The organism is Bradyrhizobium sp. R2.2-H, assembly GCF_004346455.1.
Lineage (GTDB): Bacteria > Pseudomonadota > Alphaproteobacteria > Rhizobiales > Xanthobacteraceae > Bradyrhizobium > Bradyrhizobium diversitatis.
Genome location: NZ_SMBR01000004.1, coordinates 260,297 through 280,862, shown reverse-complemented (window position 1 = coordinate 280,862; position 20,566 = coordinate 260,297). Strand labels below are relative to the sequence as shown.

The window sequence follows — 20,566 nt, the reverse complement described above, 5'->3', positions numbered from 1 at the left end:
CCTAGCCGCCGGTCATCGGCGGGAAGAACGCGATCTCGCGGGCGCCCGCGATCGCGGCGTCTGATTTGACGTGGGCGTGGTCGATCGCGGTGCGGATCACCTTTGGCTTCTCGAACGCATACGCATAGGCCTCGCCCCGGCCGGACAGCCAGGCGATCAGCTCCTCGACGGTGCGCACGTTCGGGGGCGGCTCGATCGTCTCCTCGGCCTTGCCGACGCGCTCGCGCACCCAGGCGAAATACTTCACCTTCATCCCTCGTCCTCCTTGATGAGGTGATGGATGCCCGCACGGAAATAATCGTAGCCGGTGTAGATGGTGAGGATCGCCGAGGCCCACAACAGCGCCAGCCCGATCATCGAGACGATGGGCAGCACCTCGTCGCCAGCCGGGCCGGCGAGCAGGAAGCCGATCGCAACCAGCTGGACCGTGGTCTTCCACTTCGCAAGCTTGGTCACGGGCACGCTGACGCGGAGCGCAGCGAGGTATTCGCGCAGGCCCGAGACCAGGATCTCGCGGCACAGGATCACGATGGCGGCCCACAGCGACCAGCCGTGGATGATGCCGTCGGCGGCGAGCATCAGCAGGCAGGAGGCGACCAGCAGCTTGTCGGCGATCGGATCGAGCATCCGGCCGAATGCCGATTGCTGATTCCAGATCCGCGCGTAATAGCCGTCGAGGTAGTCGGTGACCGCGGCCGCAATGAAGATGGCGACCGCAACCCAGCGCAGCCACAGCGGCTGATCCAGGATGGACTGCGCGTAAATGCATCCGACCACGACCGGAATCGCGGCGATCCGGCCATAGGTCAGGATGTTCGGGAGGGACATCGCGCGCCTGGTCGTCCCTCGTGTCGTGGCGATGTTCATCCGTCCTACCAATACCGCTCGGGCCTGAAGGTCAACCGTTCCGCTTCCCAGATGGGTGCGGGATACGACGACCATATGACCAAGGCTCCCTTTATGACCAAGGCTCCCTTTGGGTCCCCTTTAGTTCATCCCGGCTGGGGATGGAAATACTCGAAAATCCTGCGGGCGCTCTCGGCGCTCACCCCCGGAACCTTGCCGAGATCGGCGATCGAGGCCCGCTCGATCTCCTTCAAGGTCCCGAAATGATGCAGCAAGGCACGTTTGCGGGACGGGCCGATGCCCGGAATCTCCTGCAAGCCGGCCTCGCGGATGTCCTTCTTGCGCAGCTTGCGGTGCGAACCGATGACGAAGCGGTGAGCCTCGTCGCGCAGGCGCTGAATGAAATAGAGCACGGGATCGCGCGGCTCGAGCTTGATGGCCTCGCGGTCCGGCATGAACAGCGTCTCACGGCCGGCATCCCGGTCCGGCCCCTTGGCAACCGACATCAGCGACACCTGGGTCAGGCCGAGATTGGCGAAGATCTCGCGGACGGCATTGAGCTGGCCGCGGCCGCCATCGATGATGACGAGATCGGGCCATTGCGGGAAATCGTCGTCCTTCGCCTTGATGTTTTTCTTGGCCGCGCCCTCCTCGGGCGGGTTGATCAGGCGTTTGAAGCGCCGCTCGAGTACCTCGCGCATCATGGCGAAGTCGTCGCCGGGCGTGATCCCTTCCGACCTGATATTGAACTTGCGGTACTGGTTCTTCACGAAACCATCGGGGCCGGCGACGATCATGGCCCCGACCGCATTGGTGCCCTGGATGTGACTGTTGTCGTAGACCTCGATGCGCTTGGGCGCATGCGGCAGGCCCAGCGTCGTCGCGATGGCGTCGAGCAGGCGGCTTTGCGTGGCGGTATCCGCAAGCTTGCGGCCGAGCGCCTCGCGCGCATTGGTCAGCGCATGGGTGACGAGTTCCTTCTTCTCGCCGCGCTTGGGCGTGGTGACCTCGATCTTGTGGCCGGCCTTGATCGACAGCGCATTGGCGAGCAGCTCGCTCTCCTCGATCTCGTGCGAGACCAGGATGTTCCTCGGCGGCGGCTTGTCGTCGTAGAACTGGGCGAGGAACGAGCCGAGCACTTCCTCCGGCGTAAAGGTCTTTTCCGCGCGCGGGAAATAGGCGCGGTTGCCCCAGTTCTGGCCGGTGCGGAAGAAGAACACCTCGACGCAGGAGAAGCCGCCCTCCTGATGGATGGCGAACACGTCGGCTTCTTCCACCGTGCGCGGATTGATGCCCTGCTGCGACTGGATCGCCGAGAGCGCAGCAAGGCGGTCGCGGTAGAGCGCGGCGCGCTCGAATTCGAGCTCACCCGCCGCCTTCTCCATCTCACCGGCAAGCTCCTGCTTCACCGCATGGCTTTTGCCGGAGAGGAAGTCGGTCGCCTCGCGCACGAGCGTCGTATAGCCGGGAAAATCGATCTCGCGGGTGCAGGGGCCGGCGCAGCGGCGGATCTGGTAGAGCAGGCAGGGCCGGGTACGGCTCTCGAAGAAGGAATCGGTGCAGGAGCGGATCAGGAATGCGCGCTGCAGCGCCGTGATGGTTCGGTTGACCGCGCCCGCGGAGGCGAACGGGCCGAAATAGCGCCCGGGCCGGGTCTGCGCGCCGCGATGTTTCAGGATCTGCGGCGCCCAATGGTCGCCGGTGATCAGGATATAGGGAAACGACTTGTCGTCGCGCAGCTGAACGTTGAAGCGCGGCCGCAGCTGCTTGATGAGGTTTGCCTCGAGCAGCAGCGCTTCGGTCTCGGTGTTGGTCGAGACGATCTCCACCGTCACGGTGGCGGCGATCATGCGCAGGATGCGCGCCGGCTGCGGCGCGCTTTGGCGCGCATAGTTCGACAGGCGCTTTTTGACGTTCTTGGCCTTGCCGACATAGAGCACGTCGGCATTCCCGTTGAGCATGCGATAGACGCCGGGCGAGGTCGGGGCGAGGCGGACGGCGCGCTCGATCGCCTCGTGGCCGGTCGCCAGCGGCTCCTCGCCGACCGCGCCGCTCTCCTCCAGGATATCGGGCAGCCGCGCATCGTCCTCGTCGTCGCCGCTTGCGCTGGCGGGATCGAGGTCCGGCGGCGCCGTCTCCTGTTGGATCTCCTGGGGCGGGCCATCCGGTGCCATGCCGCGCCGGGATTTGCGCGCGCGTGCGTCGTCCGGATTGTCGGTGGAATCGTGAACCATGGGGACGAATTTAGGCGCTGGGGGTGTCGATTTGAAGTTCCGGCCCTGCCGCACGCACAGGTCCCGGTAACGCTTCCTTAAGTCTGTTAACAACGCAGTAACCCGACTTAACAGCCCTTTAACTTAAAACTCTCGATAAATCCTACGCGAAAAGTTCTTGGTTCCGTAACCATGCAGGGCCGGCGCGGCGGCGCAGGCATCGCGCGGGTTGCGACAGTTGCGTTGGAGTGAGTGATGAAGGGGCTCGTTGTGGGCGCGGCCGCGTTGGTTGCGGCCGGCTGGACGGCTTCGGCAGAAGCCGCCGATCTCAGTTATGGGCAACGTGCGCCCTATACCGTCAACCAGCCGCTCAATGCCTATAGCTGGGCAGGTCCCTATCTCGGCGGCAACGTCGGCTATGAATGGGGTTCGGTGGACAACAACCCCTCGAAGCCGTCGGGCTTCGTCGGCGGTGTGCAAGCCGGCTACAATTTCCAGAACGGACCATGGGTGTTCGGTGTCGAGGGCGACATCCAGGCCGCCGGCGCCGACGACACCTTCGCGCCGTGGAAGTTCTCCAATCCGTGGTTCGGCACCCTGCGCGGCCGCGCGGGATATGCGTTCAGCAACGTGCTGTTCTACGGCACCGCCGGCCTTGCGTTCGGGGAGCTGCGTGGGCAGACCTTCGGCTGGACGGAGTCGCACACCACCGCGGGCTGGACCATCGGTGCCGGCGCGGAAGTGGGCCTCGCGCCGAACTGGAGCGTCAAGCTCGAATATCTCTACATCGATCTGTCCACGAGTCAGTTCGCGATTACGGGCGTGTCCAACGGCTATAGCGCCAGCGTTGTCCGCGCAGGCGTGAACTATCACTTCTGACGTCTCAAGAAGAAAATACCGGACCAGCCTCCCGGCCGCTCGCGGTCGGGATTTTTTTGCGCCAGGCTCGCTAGGCGAGGATCACTAAATTGACCGCCTTCGGGCCTTTCCCCTTCTTGTCCGGTTCGACTTCGAAAGTGATACGCTGTCCTTCGGCAAGGTCCTTCAGTCCCGCCCGCTCCACAGCGGTAATGTGAACGAAGACATCGCGACCGCCGTCGTCAGGCTTGATGAAGCCGTAGCCGCGCTCGCCGTTGAAGAACTTGACCGTTCCCGTCATGGCCATCGGGAAACTCCCCCTCATTGCTCCTCCGCCGCGACGCAGACTCACGTCACGACATGACCGGGCCTTACGGAGCCCGGGAGCTGGCCATCCTTGGACGGACCTCATCGGTCCGGCCGGATCTTTCTTAGGCCTTCACTCCGCCGCAACCATTCGCGGAAGCGGAACGTAAAGCCAGTCACGAAAACAGCATAATACGGTTCGTTGCAGATTGACTACGGGTCCTGCATATTTTTCCCAAGAATGCCGGAGTGTTACGGCTTGGCTTTAAGGCTTGGGCACCTCCAATCGGAATCTGGCAGCTCCGCCTTGGCCGAGCGGCATTTCCAGTTCAGGCAGGATGGTCTTGAGCTCGCCGTGCAGCGTATAGGGCGGATTTACGATCAAGAGCCCGGTGGAGGTGAGGGCGGCGCCGTCGGCCTGCGGCGCGACGCTGAATTCGAGGCGCAGGCATTTCCCGGGGGGCTTTGCTGCAGCTGCGAGCCGCGCGACCGTCTGGGCCAGCGCGTCGGTGGCGCGCCTGTTCTTGGCCGGGTACCAAATTACATAGATACCGGTTGGCCATTTCGCGAAAGCCGCCGAGAAGGCTTCGCCCAGCCGCTCGAACTCGTCCTTGGCCTCGAAGGGCGGATCGATCAGCACGAGGCCGCGCCGCTCCTTCGGCGGCACGAAGGCCGGCAGTGCCACCCAGCCGTCGAGATCGACCACGCGGGCCTGCTCGTCGCGGCGCAGCACGTCGATCAGCGCTTTCCGCGCCTTCGGTTCGAGCTCGCATGCGACGAGCCGGTCCTGCGGCCTGAGCAGGCCGCGCGCGATCAGCGGCGAGCCCGGATAGGCCTTGAGCTCACCCTTCGGATTGAAGGCGCGGACGATGTCGAGATAGGGCTTGGTCAGCGCCGCGGTCTCGTTCGACAGGCGCGCCTGCAGCAGCCGCGCAATGCCGGTCAGCCATTCGCCGCCGCGGCGTGCCTCGTCGCTGTCGAGATCGTAGAGGCCGGCGCCGGCATGGGTGTCGATGACGCGGAACGCCGCCGGCTTGTCCTGCAGATAAGTGAGGATGCGCGCCAGCACGATGTGCTTGATGACGTCGGCGAAGCTGCCGGCGTGGAAGGCGTGTCGGTAGTTCATGGCGGACAGTTACGACATCGCGCGATGAAAGTAACGGCCGTCATTCCGGGGCGGTGCGCCAGCACCGAACCCGGAATCCATTTTTGCTACCGGTAACGCCGAGAGATGGATTCTGGGTTCACGCTCCGCGCGCCCCGGCATGACGGCGAACCAATCCTACCCGCCCCTGATCGGCGGCATCGTCACCTGGTCGCGGCGGCAGGCGCGGCGCTCGATCTCGTCGCAGGCGCGGAATTGCAGGTCCTTGCTGAGGCAGATGCGGACCTCGGACAGCCGTGTCCGGTTGCAGGTGACCGAGATGCTGGCAGTGCTGAGGCCCGGATTGGCCTTGATGAAGGCCTCCTCGACCTCCGCCGGCGCCACGGTCTTGGCCTGCGACAGATCGAGATAGTCGGCCGGGATCTTGATCGCGGCGCGCGCTTTCCGGATCGTCTCGAAATAGCTGCGGCCCTCGAGCCCGGAGCAGGTGCCATGCTTGTCCCATTCGTTGAAGATCAGGCCCGGCGCCGGCATCAAATCGAGCATCGAGGACACGATGTTGCGGTTCAGCCGCGGCGCCGGACGCTTGCAATATTCCGGGAAGCCGTTCTCATATTGCGGCCACAGCCCATGCACGACGAAGGCGTAGGGCCGTCCGCCACATTGGATCTGGGAGCGACCGCCGCGCTCGGCCGCCTCTTCGCAGAACGAGGGCGACCACGACAGCGCGAGCACGTAGAAGTCGAACTCGCCCGGTGCGTTCTGCCGCTTGTCCTGGGCCTTCGCGCCGCCGGCGAGCGTTGCCAGCCCGGCGGCGAGGGTCAGCGAGATCATCAGACGGGACAACGAACGCAATCTGGGATGAAACATGGCAACGCCCCTCAACTAGACTGTGCGTGCAGCCTAGCAGGCAAAGAGAACATTTCAAGAACAAAATTCGAGTCGGCTGTCGTCCGCCGGTTGATCAGCCCGAATCAGACGCTCTTCGGATCAGGGCTTGGCGGAGCGGCAGGCCGGATTGTAGGCCCAGTTGCGATCGAGCCCGACCACGCACCATTCGACGCCATCGCCATAGCCGGCGAAGCCGCCATCCTCCATGATCGAGAAGTGCACCTTGCGCACCTTGCCGTCATTGAGCAGGGCCTCGCCGGTGCAAAAGCGGCGCGGAATGTTGTCGGACTGCCAGGGTCGGAACGCGACCTCGCGAACGGCGGAGAAGCTGGTGATCTTCAACGAGGAATTCCAGAACGAGCTCTCTTTTTCCCAGAACTGGGTGGCGATCGTCGGCAGGGCCTTGTCGCAATCGACGACGGCGCCGTCGTAGCGCGGTCCGCTCAGCCAGAAATTCAGCTCGAGCGGATTGGCGGCCCTGGCCTCGCCGAGCGACAGCGCCCCGAACATGAGGCCGAGCAGAGCAGCAAAGCGAAGCGATTTCGGGGAGGGGGCGCGCATGGTCAATCCAGACAGCTCAGGTCTTGCGAAGCTCAGACGGTGCCGCGAAGGCCGGGGCAGGTCAAGTGCAGCGCGGCAACACTTGGCGAGGAGTTGACCGGAACGTCGCGGCCAACCGGGCTTCTGTTCTTTTCACTTCCATCCCGGCACCGTAGACTGGCGCCAGCCAATTGGAGTGACGGGAATGCGAATCATTGCGGCCGCTGGCCTTCTTGCCCTGGGTATGATGGCGAGCCAGTCGGCGCGGGCCGACATTCTTCCGGTGCCGCCGTTCAAGGGTAACGACACCGGCGGGATCATCGCCTATTCGATGGCGACCCAGGTCGACGCGCGTCAGGTCGCGGTCGATCATTGCGCACGCTACGGCAAGGTCGCCAAATTCCTCGCGGTGCAGGGCTATGAGGGCGGCTACATCTCGTTCGCCTGCCGCTGGGTGCCCTATGGTGCCGCCGATCGCCCGATCCGCACGCTCTACTGAGGCGCTGTCGTAACGCCGCACTTTCTCGGCCGGGAGCCTCCCACATGACGCGCAAACTCGCTTTGCTCGGCCCGACGCTTTGCCTCGCGTTGTCGGCAGGCAGCGCCAGCGCCGACGACCTGCCGGTGCGCAAGGCCGGTCTTTGGGAAATGAAGCTGATCACGACCGGCTCGCCGGTGCCCGAGATGACCATGCAGCACTGCACCGACGAGACCGTCGACAAGGAGATGAACAACAACGTCTCGCCGATGGCCAGGCAGATCTGCGCCAAGCAGGAGATCAAGAAGACTGCGACCGGCTATGTCAGCGATTCCGAGTGCAACGTCGCCGGCGTCAGCACGACGTCGCATGCCGAGATCACGGGCGATTTCAACTCGGCCTACACGGTGAAGACCACCTCGCATGCGCAAGGCGGCGTCGCCGGTGCGGCCGGCCGCGATAGCACCATGACGCTGCAAGCCAAGTGGCTGGGCGCCTGCAAGCCGGACCAGAAGCCCGGCGACATCGTGATGCCCGGCGGCTTCAAGATGAACGTGCGCGACATGGACAAGCTGAAGGCACTGCTGCCGAAGTAGGCGGGATCGTAGCCCTGATGGAGGGGCAAGCGAAATCCGGGACCAACTCGTCGCCGTGGGTATAGGGTTGCGCTCTATCCTGCTGGCTTCTAGCCCTTCGGTAAACTCATACTTCGGCGTCGAGGCTCGCAACGAATCGTTTGAAGTCTTGCAAGCCAGCATCCTTCGTGCCTTCGAGCAGCTCAACGCTTTCCCTCGCTCTCGCTGATAGCTCATCCATTCGGCCAAGAAGCTTGGCCAGCGCCACGATGTGCTTTGCGCGAGAAAGGTGGATTGGGCTGTGCAGGGCCGCGCTACGTCCCGGAATTGTCAGTAGTTCATAGGCGCCTTCCAAGGTCGACGCGCTGTTGAGATACGGAATGCCAATTTCCTTGAATGCTGCGACAAGACGATCAGCCACTGGCTCAAGGTCCGCGGACGATGTCACATTCCAGCGCATCTGCCCCTGTCCCGAGATGTTTCCCAGTTCTGCGCCCAAAGAGTATGTTTGAAGCTTTTCTGCCTTGCTGAGCATTGTGTTGTTTGCATTGATCATAACTTCAAGTTCATCAAACCTGACGGCAACATCGGCAACGACATCAAAGTCATCGCGATGATCAATGAACGCCAGGTGTAGGCTCGATCTTCCTTGGGAGAATGGGCGCCAGTATGCCTGCTGCTTCGGCTTATATTTGTATCCAAGCTCGCCAACGCGGACACCGACGGCTTCCAGCAGTGCGCGTCTCAACTCTTTCATCAACACACCTGCTCGGGAGAAGACATGCTTACCGGAAGACGTAGAATAGACAGAACGAAGCAAAACTCATCCTGCGAATCCCCTACTACACCGGTATCCGCACACTCGCTCTTAATCCCCCCATCGGGCTGTCGCCGAGCGTGATGTCGCCGCCATGCGAGCGGGCGATGTCGCGGGCGATGGCGAGGCCGAGGCCGGTGCCGCCTTCGTCCTGGTTGCGGGCGTTGTCCAGCCGCAGGAACGGCTTGAACACCTCTTCGCGCAAGTGAGCGGGAATGCCCGGGCCGTCGTCGTCGATCGTGACGGTCAAATAACGGTGATCGCGCTGGCCGGCAATGGCGATGTTCTTGCCGTAGCGCGCCGCGTTGGTGATGAGGTTGGCGAGGCAGCGCTTGAACGAGGCGGGCTTCACCGTCACCACGGGCAGGCCGTGGAACGCGACGGTCGCGATGTGGCCGTGGCGTTCGGCATCGCTGCGCAGCTCCTCGAGCGCCTGCGCCATGTCGGTCGGCTGCGACTGCTCGCCGGAATCGCCGCGCGCGAAGGCGAGGTAATCCTCCAGCATCATCGACATCTCGTCGACGTCCTTGCGCATGCCCTCGAGCTCCGGACTGTCGCCGATCAGCGCCAGCTCGAGCTTGAAGCGGGTCAGGATGGTGCGCAGATCGTGGCTGACGCCGGCGAGCATCGCGGTGCGCTGCTCCATCGTGCGCTCGATGCGCGACTTCATTTCCAGGAAGGCGACTGCCGCGCGCCGCACCTCGCGCGCGCCTCTCGGGCGGAAATTCGGCGCCTCGCGGCCCTTGCCGAAGCTTTCGGCGGCATCCGCAAGCCGCAGGATCGGCTTGATCTGGTTGCGCAGGAACAGCACGGCGACGATCAACAGGATCGAGGACGTGCCGACCATCCAGAACAGGAAGATCTCCGAGTTCGAGGCATAGGCGGCGCTGCGCTGCGCGAACACGCGCATCACGGCATCGTCGAGCTGGATGCGGATCTCGACCAGGTTGGAACGGCCGACGGTGTCGATCCAGAACGAGCGGCCGATCTGGCGGCCGAGCTGCACCGACAGCGTCTGGTCGAGCAGCGAGAAGAACGGCTTTGGCCCCGGCGGCGGCATGTCGCCGGCGGGCAGGAAGTCGACGACGAGGCCAAGGCGCTGCTGCGCGATGCGGCGGATCTGGTCGCGGTCCTTGTCCTGCGGATAGCCCTTGTAGACGTCGATCAGCGCGGCGATGTCCTGCACCACCGCAGCCGACAATCTGCGCGTCACCGTGTTCCAGTGCCGCTCCATGAACACGAAAGCGACGACCGATTGCAGCACCACCATCGGCACGATCATGATGAGGAGCGCGCGGGCGTAGAGGCCGGTCGGCATCCAGCCTTTGAACGCGTTGCCCATCCAGCCATTGGCGGCGGAGACGCGGCCGGCGGCGCTTCGCAGCAGCGTCAGGCCGGTATCGATCGTGCTCATCGGTCGCGCTTCACTGCTCTGGTCTCAAGGCGAGGCCACCAGCCGGTAGCCGATGCCGCGCACCGCCTGTAGAAATAGCGGATTGGCGGGGTCGGTCTCGATCTTGCGCCTGAGGCGGTTGATCTGCACGTCGACGGCGCGCTCGTTGACACTGCCGTTGCCGGTCAGCGCGCTGCGCGGCACGGTCTCTCCCGGTGTTTCCGAGAGAATCCGCAGCATCTCGCGCTCGCGGTCGGTGAGATGGATGACCTCCTCGCCCTGGCGCAATTCGCCGCGCTCGAGATGGTAGACGTAGGGACCGAAGGCAATTTTCTCTGCGATCGCGACCTGTGGCGGCGGGGCGGCGCGCTTGAGGATGTTGTTGATGCGCAGTGCCAGCTCGCGCGGCTCGAACGGCTTTGCCACGTAATCGTCGGCGCCGATCTGCAAGCCCTCGATGCGGGATTCCGGTTCGTGGCGCGCCGTCAGCATCACGATCGGCACCGAGGAGGAGGTCCGGATGAAGCGGGCGAGATCGAACCCGGTTTCGCCCGGCATCATGACGTCGAGGATCAGCAGGTCGAAATGCAGGCCCAGCAGTTTCGAGCGTGCATCGCCGGCGCTCGCTGCGGTGGTGACGCGGTAGCCTTCACTGGCGAGAAAGCGCGAGAGCAGATCGCGGATGCGGCGGTCGTCGTCGACCAGCAGCAGATGTGGGGCGTCGTCGGCGGGTTGCACCGGCGGGCGGGCGAGCGTGGCAGCGAGCGGCACGGTCACTCCTTGTCGTGGTTGACGGAAGCGAAGATCGTCTCGAGCACCTTGTCCGGGTCGTCGCGGTCGATCATCGCGCGCAGGAAGCGCTTCACGGTCTCGGCGTCCTGCGGAGCCATCTCCGCGAGCGCCCTGTTGATCCGTGTGGTCTGGAGGCCGGCGAGCTTCTGCACCAGCGCCTCGCCCTTCGGCGTCGCGTAGAGCAGGCGCTGGCGGCGATCATTGTCGCCGGTCTTCTGCACGATGTAGCCCTCGTCCAGCAGCTGCTTGAGCACGCGGCCAAGCGACTGCTTGGTGATGCGCAGGACGTCGAGGAGGTCGGCGACCTTGAGGCCGGGATAACGATAGACGAAATGCAGGACGCGGTGGTGGGCCCGGCCGAAGCCGAACGCCTCCAGCTCCTGGTCGGGATCGCCGACGAAGTCGCGGTAGGCGAAGAACAGCAGCTCGATGATATCCCAGCGCAAATTGCCTCCACCGTCTGCGGCCGGCCCGGGCTCGGCGGCGTCGTGAGAGGAAGTCGCGAAATTTATGTCAGGCATATTGACGTATCTTGGGTTCAATGTTACAAAACGATCGACCCGCACGAAATTTTAGATCGCTTCGCGTCGGGTAGCATCGGAGCAAGGCGCCGGAGAGAGCCGGACAGGCGACGACGGCCGGATCAGATCTACCGTGCGATTGTCGAGCGGCATTTCGGCAAAACATACTGGACTTCCGCCTTCCGCAAAAGCATGTCCTCGGCGACATGCTGTCCACGGAAACCGGCCGTAAAAAGGCTGGCGGTGGTCCGGCAGAAACCAATCAAAGCCAGCCGGGCCCCGAAAGCGGGCAGGCGGGCGCCAGAACAGCGCCGCCACCGGCAGCGGGAGGCAAGGACATGAGCATGAAATTCGACATCCAGCCCGCATCCAATCCAACCCCTGAGAAGGACCGCGTCGCCAAGCTGGTGGACCCCGGCTTCGGACGGGTCTTCACCGATCACATGGCGATCGTCCGCTACAGCCAGGCCAAGGGCGGCTGGTACGAGGCGCGGATTGAGGCGCGTGCCAACTTCCAGCTCGATCCGGCCGGCGCGGTGCTGCACTACGCGCAGGAGATCTTTGAGGGTCTCAAGGCTTACAAGCGCGATGATGGCGGCGTGAACCTGTTCCGCCCCGATGCCAATGCACGACGCTTCAAGGACTCGGCGGATCGCATGGCGATGGCCCAACTGCCTGAGGACGTCTTCCTCGAGGCGGTCGAGCAGGTCGTGCGCATCGACCGCGCCTGGATTCCGGGCGGCGAGGGCAGCCTTTACCTGCGCCCCTTCATGATCGCGAGTGAGAACTTCCTCGGCGTCAAGCCGTCGTCCGATTACATATTTGCTGTCATCGCTTCGCCGGTCGGCTCCTACTTCAAGGGCGGGCCTGCGCCGGTCTCGATCTGGGTGTCCGAGAATTACACCCGCGCCGCTGTCGGCGGCACGGGCGCCGTCAAATGCGGCGGCAATTATGCCGCGAGCCTGCGCGCCCAGGCCGAAGCGATCCAGCACGGTTGCGACCAGGTCGTGTTCCTCGACGCGGTCGAGCGCCGCTATGTCGAGGAGCTCGGCGGCATGAACGTGTTCTTCGTGTTCGACGACGGCTCGCTCTCCACGCCGCCGCTCGGCACCATTCTGCCGGGCATCACCCGCGACTCCATCATCACGCTGGCCCGCGATGCCGGCAAGACCGTGCGCGAGGAGCCGTATTCACTCGAGCAGTGGCGTAAGGACGCGGCCTCGGGCCGCCTGAAGGAGGCCTTCGCCTGCGGCACCGCCGCTGTGATCTCCCCGATCGGCAAGGTGCGCTCGGTGAGTGGCGACTTCGAGATCTCGGGCGGCGGCGCCGGCCCTGTCGCCATGGGTCTGCGCAAGCAGCTCATCGACATCCAGTACGGCCGCACCAACGATCCCCACAACTGGATCCGCAAGGTGCTTTGATCGGCGGTGAGACGTTTTCCCTCTCTCACAAGGAGAGGGGAAACACGCAATGTTCGTGGTCTATTGCGCACTGAACGTGCCGTTGCCGACATGCGACAAAGGACACATCGCGACATCAGGACCTTGTAGTCATGGCAACCAAGCTCTCGCAGCCCATCAAGTGGGTCGTTCTCGCCGCAATCACCGGGGTCTCCGTCTTCGGCATCCTGACCATCGGCCCCACGCACGAAGTGGTCGCGCAAGACCGCTCGCCCATCGTGACCGTGCAGACCGCCGATCCCGAGATGAATGCGGCTATCGAGCGGGGTCGCGCTACGCTCCCGACCTTCTGGGCCTCCTACGTATCGCCGAAGCCGTCGGAGACCGGGCATGCCTTGAAGGTGCGCTTCTCGACCCGCAAGGGCGGCGAGCACATCTGGGTTGGCGAGGTGAAGAAGCAGCCTGACGGGACCTTTACCGGGCTCTTGGCAAACGAGCCGCGCGATCTACCGGGCAAGCACGCCGGCGACAAAGTCTCGTTTGGCGAAGCCGACGTCTCGGACTGGATGTTCACGCGCAACGGCAAGATCGTCGGTGGTGAAACCATCAAGCCGACCCTGAAGTCGCTGCCGAAGGCGGATGCGGACGCCATCCGGGCCCGGATGGAGCAGCCGTAGCGGCAAGGCGGCGGTTGCCGCATTCCCCGTCGGCTGGTAAACGCCGCGCATGGCCGAGAAACCCAAAAAACCCCAGAAACTGAAGGCGCGCCTGCCGCGCGGGCTCGAGGATCGCGATCCCGCTGCGATCCGGGCGACGCGCGAGATGGTCGAGAAGATCCGCGCCGTCTACGAGCTCTATGGTTTCGAGCCGGTGGAGACGCCGGCGATGGAATACACCGACGCGCTCGGCAAATTCCTGCCCGACCAGGACCGCCCGAACGAGGGCGTGTTCTCGTTCCAGGACGACGACGAGCAGTGGATCAGCCTGCGCTACGACCTGACCGCGCCACTGGCGCGCTACGTCGGCGAGCGCTACGGTACCGACGGTCTGGTCCTGCCCTACCGCAGCTACCGCGTAGGCTACGTCTTCCGCAACGAGAAGCCCGGCCCGGGCCGCTTCCGCCAGTTCATGCAGTTCGATGCCGACACGGTCGGCTCGGCGACGCCGGCCGCGGATGCCGAGATCTGCATGATGGCGGCCGACACGATGGAAGCGCTGGGCATTGCGCGCGGCCAGTACGTGGTGAAGGTGAACAACCGAAAAGTGCTCGACGGGGTATTGGAGAGTATTGATCTCGGCGGTAGTGAGAACGCGGGACGTCGCCTAGTTGTTCTTCGAGCGATCGATAAGTTTGATCGACTCGGAGAGGATGGAGTTCGCGCGCTGCTCGGTGATGGCCGTAAGGATGAAAGCGGCGACTTCACCAAGGGGGCGGGTCTGGCGCCCGAAGCGGCGGAGCGCGTGCTCAACTCAACATGCCCACAAGAGGGCACGAATGCTGAGGTTATCGCTAAGCTGAAAGAATTATCGAACACACCGATTGGCAATGAAGGCATCGCAGAACTCGAAGCGATTGCCAGCCTTGTGGCCGCTGGTGGTTACGAAGGTCGTGTTCGTATCGATCCCACCGTCGTCCGCGGCCTCGAATATTACACCGGCCCCGTCTACGAGGTCGAACTTCTGCTCGACACCAAGGACGAGAAGGGCCGCCCAGTGCGCTTCGGCTCGGTCGGTGGCGGCGGGCGTTACGACGGTCTCGTCTCGCGCTTCCGCGGCGAGCCGGTGCCGGCGACCGGCTTCTCGATCGGCGTGTCGCGGCTTCAGGCCGCGCTGACGCTGCTCGGCAAGCTCGACACGCGGCCGGAATTCGGCCCTGTCGTCGTCACCGTGTTCGACCGCGACCGTGTCGCCGACTACCAGAAGATGGTGGCAAGCTTGCGCGCCGCCGACATCCGCGCCGAGCTCTATCTCGGCAATCCCAAGAACATGGGCAACCAACTGAAGTACGCTGATCGCCGCAACTCGCCTTGCGTGATCATCCAGGGATCGGACGAAAAGGCGCGCGGCGAAGTGCAGGTCAAGGATCTGATCGAGGGTGCGAAGGCCGCCGCCGCGATCGCCTCCAACCAGGAATGGCGCGAAAGCCGGCCGGCGCAGTTCTCGTGCAGCGAAGCCGATCTCGTCGCAAAAGTGCGCGAGGTGCTGGCGCGCCATGACGTGAGCTGGGGCTAGCTATTCGCAGGCCGCGTCATGCCCGGGCTTGTCCCGGGCATCCACGTCTTGTTTGATAGAAGTGAACGTGGATGGCCGGGACAAGCCCGGCCATGACGACAGCAGCAGAGCAGCAGGGAGAGAAAAATGCCTGAGATCACCATCAGCATGGCCGAAGGCCGCACCGACGAGCAGAAGGCCGGCATGATGCGCGACATCACCCAGGCGCTGGTGAAGAATCTCGGCGTCGATGCCGACGCCGTCGTCATCCAGATCAACGAAGCCCCGCTACGCCACAAGATGAAGGGCGGCAAGACGTTTGTTGAGCGCGCGGCGGCGGCGAAGAAATAGTTTCGGCTGGCGCGGCAACCACCGCCGTCGTCCCGGACAAGCGTAAGCGCAGATCCGGGACCCATAGCCACAGGCAGTGGTTATCTGACGAAGCGCTAACTCCGAATCCCCGCAACCACGACGTCTTGTGGTTATGGATCCCGGATCGGCGCGCGCTTAGGGCGCGCTTGTCCGGGACGATATCGAGCAAGCACCATGGATGCACGCGACTTCATCAAGGCCGGCATGAGTGCCGAGCGCACGTTGGTGGTCCCGGCCGAGCGCACGGTCGGGCATTTCGTGCCCGGCATGCCGTTTGTTTATGCGACCCCGATGATGATCCTGGAGATGGAGATGACGGCGGGCGATGCGATCCGCTCGGCGCTTCAGCCGGGCTGGGTCACGGTCGGCACCGAGGTCGACATCCGCCATTTGGCCGCGGCGCTGGTCGGCGCGACGGTGCGGACCACGGCGAAGGTGGTTGCGGTCGAGCGCCGCGTCATCCGCTTCGAGGTCGAGGCTTTCGAGGGCACGCGCAAGCTCGGCGAGGGCCGCCATGCCCGCGGTCTCGTCAATGTCGAGATGTTCAACAAGCGGCTGGGGGCGTAGCGCGCCACCTGTTTACTTCGCGAGCTCCCTCGACCGCTGCGTCGCCGCCGCGACCGCGCGGATCATGAGATCGCGCAGGCCGGGCTCACCCATGAGCACGCCGAGGGCCGCGGCGGTGGTGCCGCCGGGCGAGGTGACGTTCTGGCGCAGCGTGGCCGAGGGAAGCTCCGACTGGTGCAGCAGCTCGCCGGAGCCGGCGACGGTCTCGCGGGCGAGCTTCGTCGCCAGCGCTTCGGGCAGGCCCGCTTCCACACCGGCGCGAGCGAGCTCCTCGGCGAGCAGGAACACATAGGCCGGCCCCGAGCCCGACACGGCGGTGACCGCGTCCATCAGGCCTTCGTCCTCGACCCATTCCACCGCGCCGGTGGCGCGCAGCAGCGCATCGGCCACGGCACGCTGGGCGGCGCTGACGTCCTGGGCTGCGACCGCAACGGTGATGCCGCGGCCGATCGCAGCCGGCGTGTTCGGCATCGCGCGCACCACGGCGCCGCCGCAGACTTCGGCAAGCGAGGCGATCGTGGTGCCTGCCATGATCGAGACCACCGAGGTCCTGTCCGAGACGAACGGTTTCAGCTTGGCGCCGGCCTCGCGGAACATCTGCGGCTTCACCGCGACGACCAGCGTCTCGACGGGGCCGGCGGTCTTCACATCGGGATTGAGCACGACGCCCTTGGCGGCGAGCGCGGATATTTCGGGCGCAATGTGCGGATCGATCACCGCGACGCGACGCGGATCGAGCCCGCCTGCCAGCCATCCCGTCAGCATCGCGCCACCCATCTTGCCGGCGCCGGCGAGCAGGATGGTGTCGGTGATGTTTTGGAGAGGATTGTTTGCCACTGTGATGACCCAAGCAGAGGTGTCGTCCCTGCGAACGCAGGGACCCATAACCACAGGCGGTTCTAGTGGATCGAGGTGTCGGCAACAAGCCGCGTGCCACAAGAGACATCACGCGGTATGGATCCCGGATCGGCGCGCGCTTTGGGCGCGCTTGTCCGGGATGACGTAGGGGAGGGAGCTGCGGCTCCCCGACGCATTGCGCGCCTTACGCCTCGCCCACGGTGTCGAACATCGCCGCGTCCATGGCTTGCGCGGTGGTTTTGCCGGCCCACACCACGAACTGGAACGCCGGGAAGTAGCGCTCGCAGGCGTGGATGGCGCCGGCGAGCATGGCTTCGCACTGCGCGGTCGAGGCGATGAGGCCGCCCGGCAGCACCAGGGCCTGGCGATGCATCACCATGCCGGTGTTGGTCCACAGGTCGAAATGGCCGACCCACAGCTGCTCGTTCACCGCTGCGACGAGCCGCTGCACCTCGCTCCGCCGCGGCAATGGAATCTTCATGTCGAAGGCGCAGGCCAGATGCAGCGCCTCGATCTCGCCCATCCAGGTGAAGGAGAGCTGGTAGTCGGTCCATTGTCCCTTGGAGACAATCGTGAGTTCGTCTTCGCCGGAGCGTTCGAACGGCCAGTTGTTGCTGGCGGCGATGTCCTCGACCACCGCGAGCGGATGGTTTCTGGAATCGATGGTGCCTTCGAGCAGGGACATGCCGTCTCGACCTCTTGCCTTCTTGTTGTCTTTGATACGCACGCGGTTGGGTCCGGCGCGCGCTCCCTAAACGTCGCTGCGGCGATCCCTGGGGTCGCTCTCGCGAGCCCCTCGGATCAGCGCGGGCCTGTCGCGGATCAAGTGATGTGATTTGCGGAATCTGCGCAACGGGGTCGCGAGTCCGTCCACAAGCCAGGACTCGTTCGTCCACAGCTCATCTCCGCCACAATTCTTAACGATGGAAGCCTCCCATCCGGATGGAAGAGAACAAACCGGAATCAAATCGCGGGCAGGGACCGCCATTGTTAATTCCGCCCTGCGAGGGCCGAACCGCCGCCGCGGCATGGGACCATGCGATTTGCCCATGCCGAACGCGCTTGCCGCGCCGGCCTGCCGGCGGCATATTTCTGGGCAGGCCGTTCATCCCGAGCGGCCGATGTTCTCAGGGCGGGGTGAAAGTCCCCACCGGCGGTAAGGGCCGACAGGCCTAAGCCCGCGAGCGCCTTCCCCCAGGTATCCTGACAAGGATCTTGCCGAAGGGAAGGGTCAGCAGATTCGGTGCAACTCCGAAGCCGACGGTTAAAGTCCGGATGAAAGAGAACGGTCGGTGGCAGACGCATCGCAAGGTGCGGCTGTTCGTCGTTCCGTGTGCCCTGATTCTGGTCCTTAACTGAGGAAAGCCATGAATCAGATGTTGCAAGATCCCCAAAACGAAACGTCCCAGACGACCCAGCCGCCGATTCCCGTGGACCCGCCGGCCATCGAGCATCCGCGTTTTGCCAAGCCGCAGCGGGTGGCCTTCGTGCAGGCCTGCTGGCACCGCGACGTGGTCGCGGAAGCCCGCATCGCCTTCATGAAGGAGGCGGAAGCCCGTCACCTCACCCATGTCGACGTGTTCGAGGTGCCGGGCTCGTTCGAGATCCCGCTGCACGCGCAGGTCCTCGCCAAGACGCGGCGCTACACCGCGATCGTCGCCGCCGGCCTCGTCGTCGACGGCGGCATCTACCGGCACGAATTCGTCGCCGACACCGTGATCAAGGCGCTGATGGATGTGCAGCTCCGCACCGAGGTGCCGGTGTTCTCGGCCGTGCTGACGCCGCAGCAGTTCCACGAGACCGAGGTGCACTACGACTTCTTCCGCAAGCATTTTGCCATCAAGGGCGTCGAGGTTGCGGCAGCCTGCGCGGAGACGTTGCACGGCCTGGAGCGACTGCGCGGCCAGGTCGCGGCGGGGATCGTGGGGTAGGCAATGGTCATTCCGGGGCGCGCGTAGCGCGAGCCCGGAATCCATTTATCGACACGGAATGCTGCAAGATGGATTCCGGGTTCGGCGCTGACGCGCCGCCCCGGAATGACGGAGTCAGTCGAACAGGCTCGACACCGACTCTTCCGCCGCGGTGCGCGCGATCGCGTCCGAGATCAGGCTGGCGATCGGCAGCGTGCGGATGTTCGGCGCCTTGGTCACCGCCTCGGTCGGCAGGATCGAGTCGGTAATCACGAGCTCCTTCAGCCTGGAGTTGGTGATGCGGGCGGCCGCCCCGCCGGAGAGCACGCCATGGGTGATGTAGGCGTAGACGTCCTTGGCGCCCTTGGCGATCAGCGCGTCGGCCGCATTCACCAGCGTGCCGCCGGAGTCGACGATGTCGTCGACCAGGATACAGCTGTAGCCGGAGACGTCGCCGATCACGTTCATGACCTCGGACTCGCCGGGACGCTCGCGGCGCTTGTCGACGATCGCGAGCGGGGTGTTGATGCGCTTGGCGAGCCCGCGGGCGCGGGCGACGCCGCCGACGTCGGGCGAGACCACCATCACCTTGCCGAGGTCGAAGCGTTCGCGGATGTCGCGCACCATCAGGGGGGCAGCGAACAGATTGTCGGTCGGGATGTCGAAGAAGCCCTGGATCTGGCCGGCATGCAGGTCGAGCGTCATGACGCGGTCGACGCCGGCATGGGTGATCAGATTGGCGACGAGCTTGGCCGAGATCGGCGTGCGCGAGCCGGAGCGGCGGTCCTGCCTGGCATAGCCGAAATAGGGGATCACTGCGGTGATGCGGCGCGCCGAGGAGCGGCGCAGCGCGTCGGTGATGATCAGCAGCTCCATCAGGTTGTCGTTCGCCGGAAACGAGGTCGACTGAATGATGAAGGCATCCGAACCGCGGATGTTCTCCTGGACCTCGACGAAGATCTCCATGTCGGCGAAGCGCCGCACCACCGCCTTGGTCAGCGGCATGTGGAGCCCTTGCGCGATGGCCTGTGCGAGAGCCGGATTGGAGTTGCCGGCGACGAGCTTGATGGAGCCGTTCTTGCCCGACATGGACGCTTCCTCCCGCGCTTTGCTGGATACGACGTTCAACATCAGAAAATACCCACTGGAAGCACGGTTACGACGGGCGAGGAAATATCAGGCTGGAGGCTGCAATGGCAACCCGGGATGCTACGTTTTCCCTTTGAAAATCCAGAGTCGGGTCAACGGCTTGGCCGCAACTTGAGGCCGTGGTTTAGCGGGGGTTATTGCTCGGCATAGCCGAGGGCCGAGGTCGGCATGTCCGACCGCGGAGCGTCCCTGATGACGCTCGCCACCGCCGGTCCGCGCAAAGCCGGAGCCGCACCCGGTGCATCCGGCGTTCCGTTGATCATGTTGGAAAGTCCGCTGAATCCGGCCTGGGCGATCTTCCGCAGCACGAGGTCGTCGGCAGCCGCCCAAGCATCACGTGTCGCGTCGCGGCCGCCCTTGGCCGAGGTCGGTTCCTCGCCGGAGAGGCGCAGCGCCCGCTGCTGGTTGGCGTCGTAGACGTCCCAGACCCAGGCGATCACCGTCTTGCCGCGCACCACCTGGGCGGAGAGGTAGCTGCGCACGCGGTAGGCGGCCGTGCCCTCGCGGGAGACCACGGACAGGCTGCGCAGCTTGGATTCGCTGTCGAGCACCACGACCATGCGGTCGAACACCTGCGGCGGCGGTCCGTCGATGGATTCGAACGCCACCGTGGCCCCGCCACCGCCGCTCGGCGCCATCGCATAGGAATTGCCCGGCGCGTTGCCGCCGGCGCAGCCGCCAAGCGCAGCTGCCAGCAGCATGACCGCCAGCACGCGCGAGCCCGCGCGGCGCAGAAAAGATGACGCGTCCCTCATTATGGAGGG

At 64.7% G+C, this 20,566-nt stretch carries 23 protein-coding genes, 1 pseudogene and 1 riboswitch; of the genes and pseudogenes, 9 read left to right on the top strand and 15 right to left on the bottom strand.

Going from position 1 to position 20,566, the window contains the following annotated elements:
• Position 1: 1 nt before the first annotated feature.
• The 3 genes from moaD to uvrC all read right to left on the bottom strand — a co-directional run bounded on the left by moaD (position 2) and on the right by uvrC (position 3,080).
• The gene (gene moaD, locus EDE08_RS12290; RefSeq protein WP_131869184.1) at positions 2-253 is read right to left on the bottom strand and encodes a molybdopterin converting factor subunit 1; all 252 of its coding nucleotides are present in this window, start codon (positions 251-253) and stop codon (positions 2-4) included.
• Positions 250-867, bottom strand: coding sequence for a CDP-diacylglycerol--glycerol-3-phosphate 3-phosphatidyltransferase (gene pgsA, locus EDE08_RS12285; protein WP_028176628.1), 618 nt, complete (start codon positions 865-867; stop codon positions 250-252). The genes moaD and pgsA overlap by 4 nt, the downstream gene beginning before the upstream one ends.
• Positions 868-992: 125 nt before the next feature.
• Entirely contained in the window at positions 993-3,080 is a 2,088-nt protein-coding gene (gene uvrC, locus EDE08_RS12280; RefSeq protein WP_131869185.1) for an excinuclease ABC subunit UvrC, read from the bottom strand.
• A 234-nt stretch (positions 3,081-3,314) separates the two neighbouring features.
• Between uvrC and EDE08_RS12275 the strand changes: the two genes are divergently transcribed.
• Complete coding sequence (locus EDE08_RS12275) at positions 3,315-3,938, top strand: outer membrane protein (RefSeq protein WP_165935886.1); 624 nt, start codon at positions 3,315-3,317, stop codon at positions 3,936-3,938.
• A gap of 70 nt (positions 3,939-4,008) precedes the next feature.
• Here the strand turns inward: EDE08_RS12275 and EDE08_RS12270 are convergent, their stop codons facing one another.
• The 4 genes from EDE08_RS12270 to EDE08_RS12255 form a co-directional block, all read right to left on the bottom strand.
• On the bottom strand, positions 4,009-4,224 hold the full coding sequence (locus EDE08_RS12270) for a cold-shock protein (protein ID WP_028176631.1): 216 nt from the start codon (positions 4,222-4,224) through the stop codon (positions 4,009-4,011).
• Between the two features lie 264 nt (positions 4,225-4,488).
• Positions 4,489-5,349, bottom strand: coding sequence for a 23S rRNA (adenine(2030)-N(6))-methyltransferase RlmJ (locus EDE08_RS12265; RefSeq protein WP_131869187.1), 861 nt, complete (start codon positions 5,347-5,349; stop codon positions 4,489-4,491).
• Between the two features lie 156 nt (positions 5,350-5,505).
• Positions 5,506-6,198: a ribonuclease T2 family protein gene (locus tag EDE08_RS12260; RefSeq protein ID WP_131869188.1), complete on the bottom strand. Its 693-nt coding sequence runs from the start codon at positions 6,196-6,198 to the stop codon at positions 5,506-5,508.
• A gap of 120 nt (positions 6,199-6,318) precedes the next feature.
• The gene (locus EDE08_RS12255; protein WP_165935885.1) at positions 6,319-6,780 is read right to left on the bottom strand and encodes a hypothetical protein; all 462 of its coding nucleotides are present in this window, start codon (positions 6,778-6,780) and stop codon (positions 6,319-6,321) included.
• 184 nt (positions 6,781-6,964) lie between these two features.
• Between EDE08_RS12255 and EDE08_RS12250 the strand changes: the two genes are divergently transcribed.
• Entirely contained in the window at positions 6,965-7,258 is a 294-nt protein-coding gene (locus EDE08_RS12250; RefSeq protein WP_131869190.1) for a hypothetical protein, read from the top strand.
• A 44-nt stretch (positions 7,259-7,302) separates the two neighbouring features.
• Complete coding sequence (locus EDE08_RS12245; protein WP_131869191.1) at positions 7,303-7,833, top strand: DUF3617 domain-containing protein; 531 nt, start codon at positions 7,303-7,305, stop codon at positions 7,831-7,833.
• Between the two features lie 106 nt (positions 7,834-7,939).
• Here EDE08_RS12245 and EDE08_RS12240 read toward each other — a convergent pair whose 3' ends face one another.
• The 4 genes from EDE08_RS12240 to EDE08_RS12225 form a co-directional block, all read right to left on the bottom strand.
• The gene (locus EDE08_RS12240; RefSeq protein WP_131869192.1) at positions 7,940-8,569 is read right to left on the bottom strand and encodes a hypothetical protein; all 630 of its coding nucleotides are present in this window, start codon (positions 8,567-8,569) and stop codon (positions 7,940-7,942) included.
• An 85-nt stretch (positions 8,570-8,654) separates the two neighbouring features.
• Positions 8,655-10,043, bottom strand: coding sequence for an ATP-binding protein (locus EDE08_RS12235; protein WP_131869193.1), 1,389 nt, complete (start codon positions 10,041-10,043; stop codon positions 8,655-8,657).
• A gap of 24 nt (positions 10,044-10,067) precedes the next feature.
• Complete coding sequence (locus EDE08_RS12230; RefSeq protein WP_131869194.1) at positions 10,068-10,799, bottom strand: response regulator; 732 nt, start codon at positions 10,797-10,799, stop codon at positions 10,068-10,070.
• Positions 10,796-11,335, bottom strand: a complete 540-nt coding sequence (locus tag EDE08_RS12225) for a MarR family winged helix-turn-helix transcriptional regulator (RefSeq protein ID WP_245524777.1) — start codon at positions 11,333-11,335, stop codon at positions 10,796-10,798. Before EDE08_RS12225 ends, EDE08_RS12230 begins: the two co-directional genes overlap by 4 nt.
• A 338-nt stretch (positions 11,336-11,673) precedes the next feature.
• On the opposite strand from EDE08_RS12225, the gene EDE08_RS12220 reads away from it, so the two are divergent.
• The 5 genes and pseudogenes from EDE08_RS12220 (at position 11,674) to EDE08_RS12200 (ending at position 15,885) form a co-directional block, all read left to right on the top strand.
• Complete coding sequence (locus EDE08_RS12220) at positions 11,674-12,756, top strand: branched-chain amino acid aminotransferase (protein WP_131869196.1); 1,083 nt, start codon at positions 11,674-11,676, stop codon at positions 12,754-12,756.
• A gap of 131 nt (positions 12,757-12,887) precedes the next feature.
• Positions 12,888-13,412 (top strand): YegJ family protein, encoded by a 525-nt coding sequence (locus tag EDE08_RS12215; RefSeq protein ID WP_131869197.1) that lies wholly within the window; start codon positions 12,888-12,890, stop codon positions 13,410-13,412.
• A gap of 49 nt (positions 13,413-13,461) precedes the next feature.
• A complete protein-coding gene (hisS, locus tag EDE08_RS12210; protein ID WP_131869198.1) occupies positions 13,462-14,967 on the top strand; it encodes a histidine--tRNA ligase in 1,506 nt (501 codons plus the stop codon).
• A 123-nt stretch (positions 14,968-15,090) separates the two neighbouring features.
• Positions 15,091-15,297, top strand: a pseudogene (locus EDE08_RS12205) (tautomerase family protein); the annotation flags it as partial.
• A gap of 195 nt (positions 15,298-15,492) precedes the next feature.
• Positions 15,493-15,885, top strand: coding sequence for a thioesterase family protein (locus EDE08_RS12200; RefSeq protein ID WP_131869199.1), 393 nt, complete (start codon positions 15,493-15,495; stop codon positions 15,883-15,885).
• A gap of 12 nt (positions 15,886-15,897) precedes the next feature.
• Here EDE08_RS12200 and proC read toward each other — a convergent pair whose 3' ends face one another.
• Positions 15,898-16,770 (bottom strand): pyrroline-5-carboxylate reductase, encoded by an 873-nt coding sequence (gene proC, locus EDE08_RS12195; protein ID WP_207912992.1) that lies wholly within the window; start codon positions 16,768-16,770, stop codon positions 15,898-15,900.
• Positions 16,771-16,927: 157 nt separating this feature from the next.
• Positions 16,928-17,428 (bottom strand): type III secretion system chaperone family protein, encoded by a 501-nt coding sequence (locus tag EDE08_RS12190; RefSeq protein WP_131869201.1) that lies wholly within the window; start codon positions 17,426-17,428, stop codon positions 16,928-16,930.
• A gap of 434 nt (positions 17,429-17,862) precedes the next feature.
• Positions 17,863-18,034, top strand: a riboswitch (FMN riboswitch).
• 76 nt (positions 18,035-18,110) lie between these two features.
• Between EDE08_RS12190 and EDE08_RS12185 the strand changes: the two genes are divergently transcribed.
• Positions 18,111-18,674 carry a 6,7-dimethyl-8-ribityllumazine synthase gene (locus EDE08_RS12185; protein ID WP_131869202.1) on the top strand — a complete coding sequence of 188 codons (564 nt, stop codon included), beginning with the start codon at positions 18,111-18,113 and terminating at the stop codon, positions 18,672-18,674.
• A gap of 114 nt (positions 18,675-18,788) precedes the next feature.
• Here the strand turns inward: EDE08_RS12185 and EDE08_RS12180 are convergent, their stop codons facing one another.
• Together EDE08_RS12180 and EDE08_RS12175 are read right to left on the bottom strand one after the other, a co-directional pair.
• Positions 18,789-19,742, bottom strand: a complete 954-nt coding sequence (locus tag EDE08_RS12180) for a ribose-phosphate pyrophosphokinase (RefSeq protein WP_165935883.1) — start codon at positions 19,740-19,742, stop codon at positions 18,789-18,791.
• Between the two features lie 194 nt (positions 19,743-19,936).
• Positions 19,937-20,557: a hypothetical protein gene (locus EDE08_RS12175; RefSeq protein WP_131869204.1), complete on the bottom strand. Its 621-nt coding sequence runs from the start codon at positions 20,555-20,557 to the stop codon at positions 19,937-19,939.
• Positions 20,558-20,566: the final 9 nt, after the last annotated feature.

Coding starts and splice junctions, on each gene's coding strand:
- moaD (WP_131869184.1), bottom strand. CDS start 253: ATGAAGGTGAAGTATTTCGCCTGGGTGCGCGAGCGCGTCGGCAAGGCC.
- pgsA (WP_028176628.1), bottom strand. CDS start 867: ATGAACATCGCCACGACACGAGGGACGACCAGGCGCGCGATGTCCCTC.
- uvrC (WP_131869185.1), bottom strand. CDS start 3,080: ATGGTTCACGATTCCACCGACAATCCGGACGACGCACGCGCGCGCAAA.
- EDE08_RS12275 (WP_165935886.1), top strand. CDS start 3,315: ATGAAGGGGCTCGTTGTGGGCGCGGCCGCGTTGGTTGCGGCCGGCTGG.
- EDE08_RS12270 (WP_028176631.1), bottom strand. CDS start 4,224: ATGGCCATGACGGGAACGGTCAAGTTCTTCAACGGCGAGCGCGGCTAC.
- EDE08_RS12265 (WP_131869187.1), bottom strand. CDS start 5,349: ATGAACTACCGACACGCCTTCCACGCCGGCAGCTTCGCCGACGTCATC.
- EDE08_RS12260 (WP_131869188.1), bottom strand. CDS start 6,198: ATGTTTCATCCCAGATTGCGTTCGTTGTCCCGTCTGATGATCTCGCTG.
- EDE08_RS12255 (WP_165935885.1), bottom strand. CDS start 6,780: ATGCGCGCCCCCTCCCCGAAATCGCTTCGCTTTGCTGCTCTGCTCGGC.
- EDE08_RS12250 (WP_131869190.1), top strand. CDS start 6,965: ATGCGAATCATTGCGGCCGCTGGCCTTCTTGCCCTGGGTATGATGGCG.
- EDE08_RS12245 (WP_131869191.1), top strand. CDS start 7,303: ATGACGCGCAAACTCGCTTTGCTCGGCCCGACGCTTTGCCTCGCGTTG.
- EDE08_RS12240 (WP_131869192.1), bottom strand. CDS start 8,569: ATGAAAGAGTTGAGACGCGCACTGCTGGAAGCCGTCGGTGTCCGCGTT.
- EDE08_RS12235 (WP_131869193.1), bottom strand. CDS start 10,043: ATGAGCACGATCGATACCGGCCTGACGCTGCTGCGAAGCGCCGCCGGC.
- EDE08_RS12225 (WP_245524777.1), bottom strand. CDS start 11,335: ATGCCTGACATAAATTTCGCGACTTCCTCTCACGACGCCGCCGAGCCC.
- EDE08_RS12220 (WP_131869196.1), top strand. CDS start 11,674: ATGAGCATGAAATTCGACATCCAGCCCGCATCCAATCCAACCCCTGAG.
- EDE08_RS12215 (WP_131869197.1), top strand. CDS start 12,888: ATGGCAACCAAGCTCTCGCAGCCCATCAAGTGGGTCGTTCTCGCCGCA.
- hisS (WP_131869198.1), top strand. CDS start 13,462: ATGGCCGAGAAACCCAAAAAACCCCAGAAACTGAAGGCGCGCCTGCCG.
- EDE08_RS12200 (WP_131869199.1), top strand. CDS start 15,493: ATGGATGCACGCGACTTCATCAAGGCCGGCATGAGTGCCGAGCGCACG.
- proC (WP_207912992.1), bottom strand. CDS start 16,770: ATGGGTCCCTGCGTTCGCAGGGACGACACCTCTGCTTGGGTCATCACA.
- EDE08_RS12190 (WP_131869201.1), bottom strand. CDS start 17,428: ATGTCCCTGCTCGAAGGCACCATCGATTCCAGAAACCATCCGCTCGCG.
- EDE08_RS12185 (WP_131869202.1), top strand. CDS start 18,111: ATGAATCAGATGTTGCAAGATCCCCAAAACGAAACGTCCCAGACGACC.
- EDE08_RS12180 (WP_165935883.1), bottom strand. CDS start 19,742: ATGTCGGGCAAGAACGGCTCCATCAAGCTCGTCGCCGGCAACTCCAAT.
- EDE08_RS12175 (WP_131869204.1), bottom strand. CDS start 20,557: ATGAGGGACGCGTCATCTTTTCTGCGCCGCGCGGGCTCGCGCGTGCTG.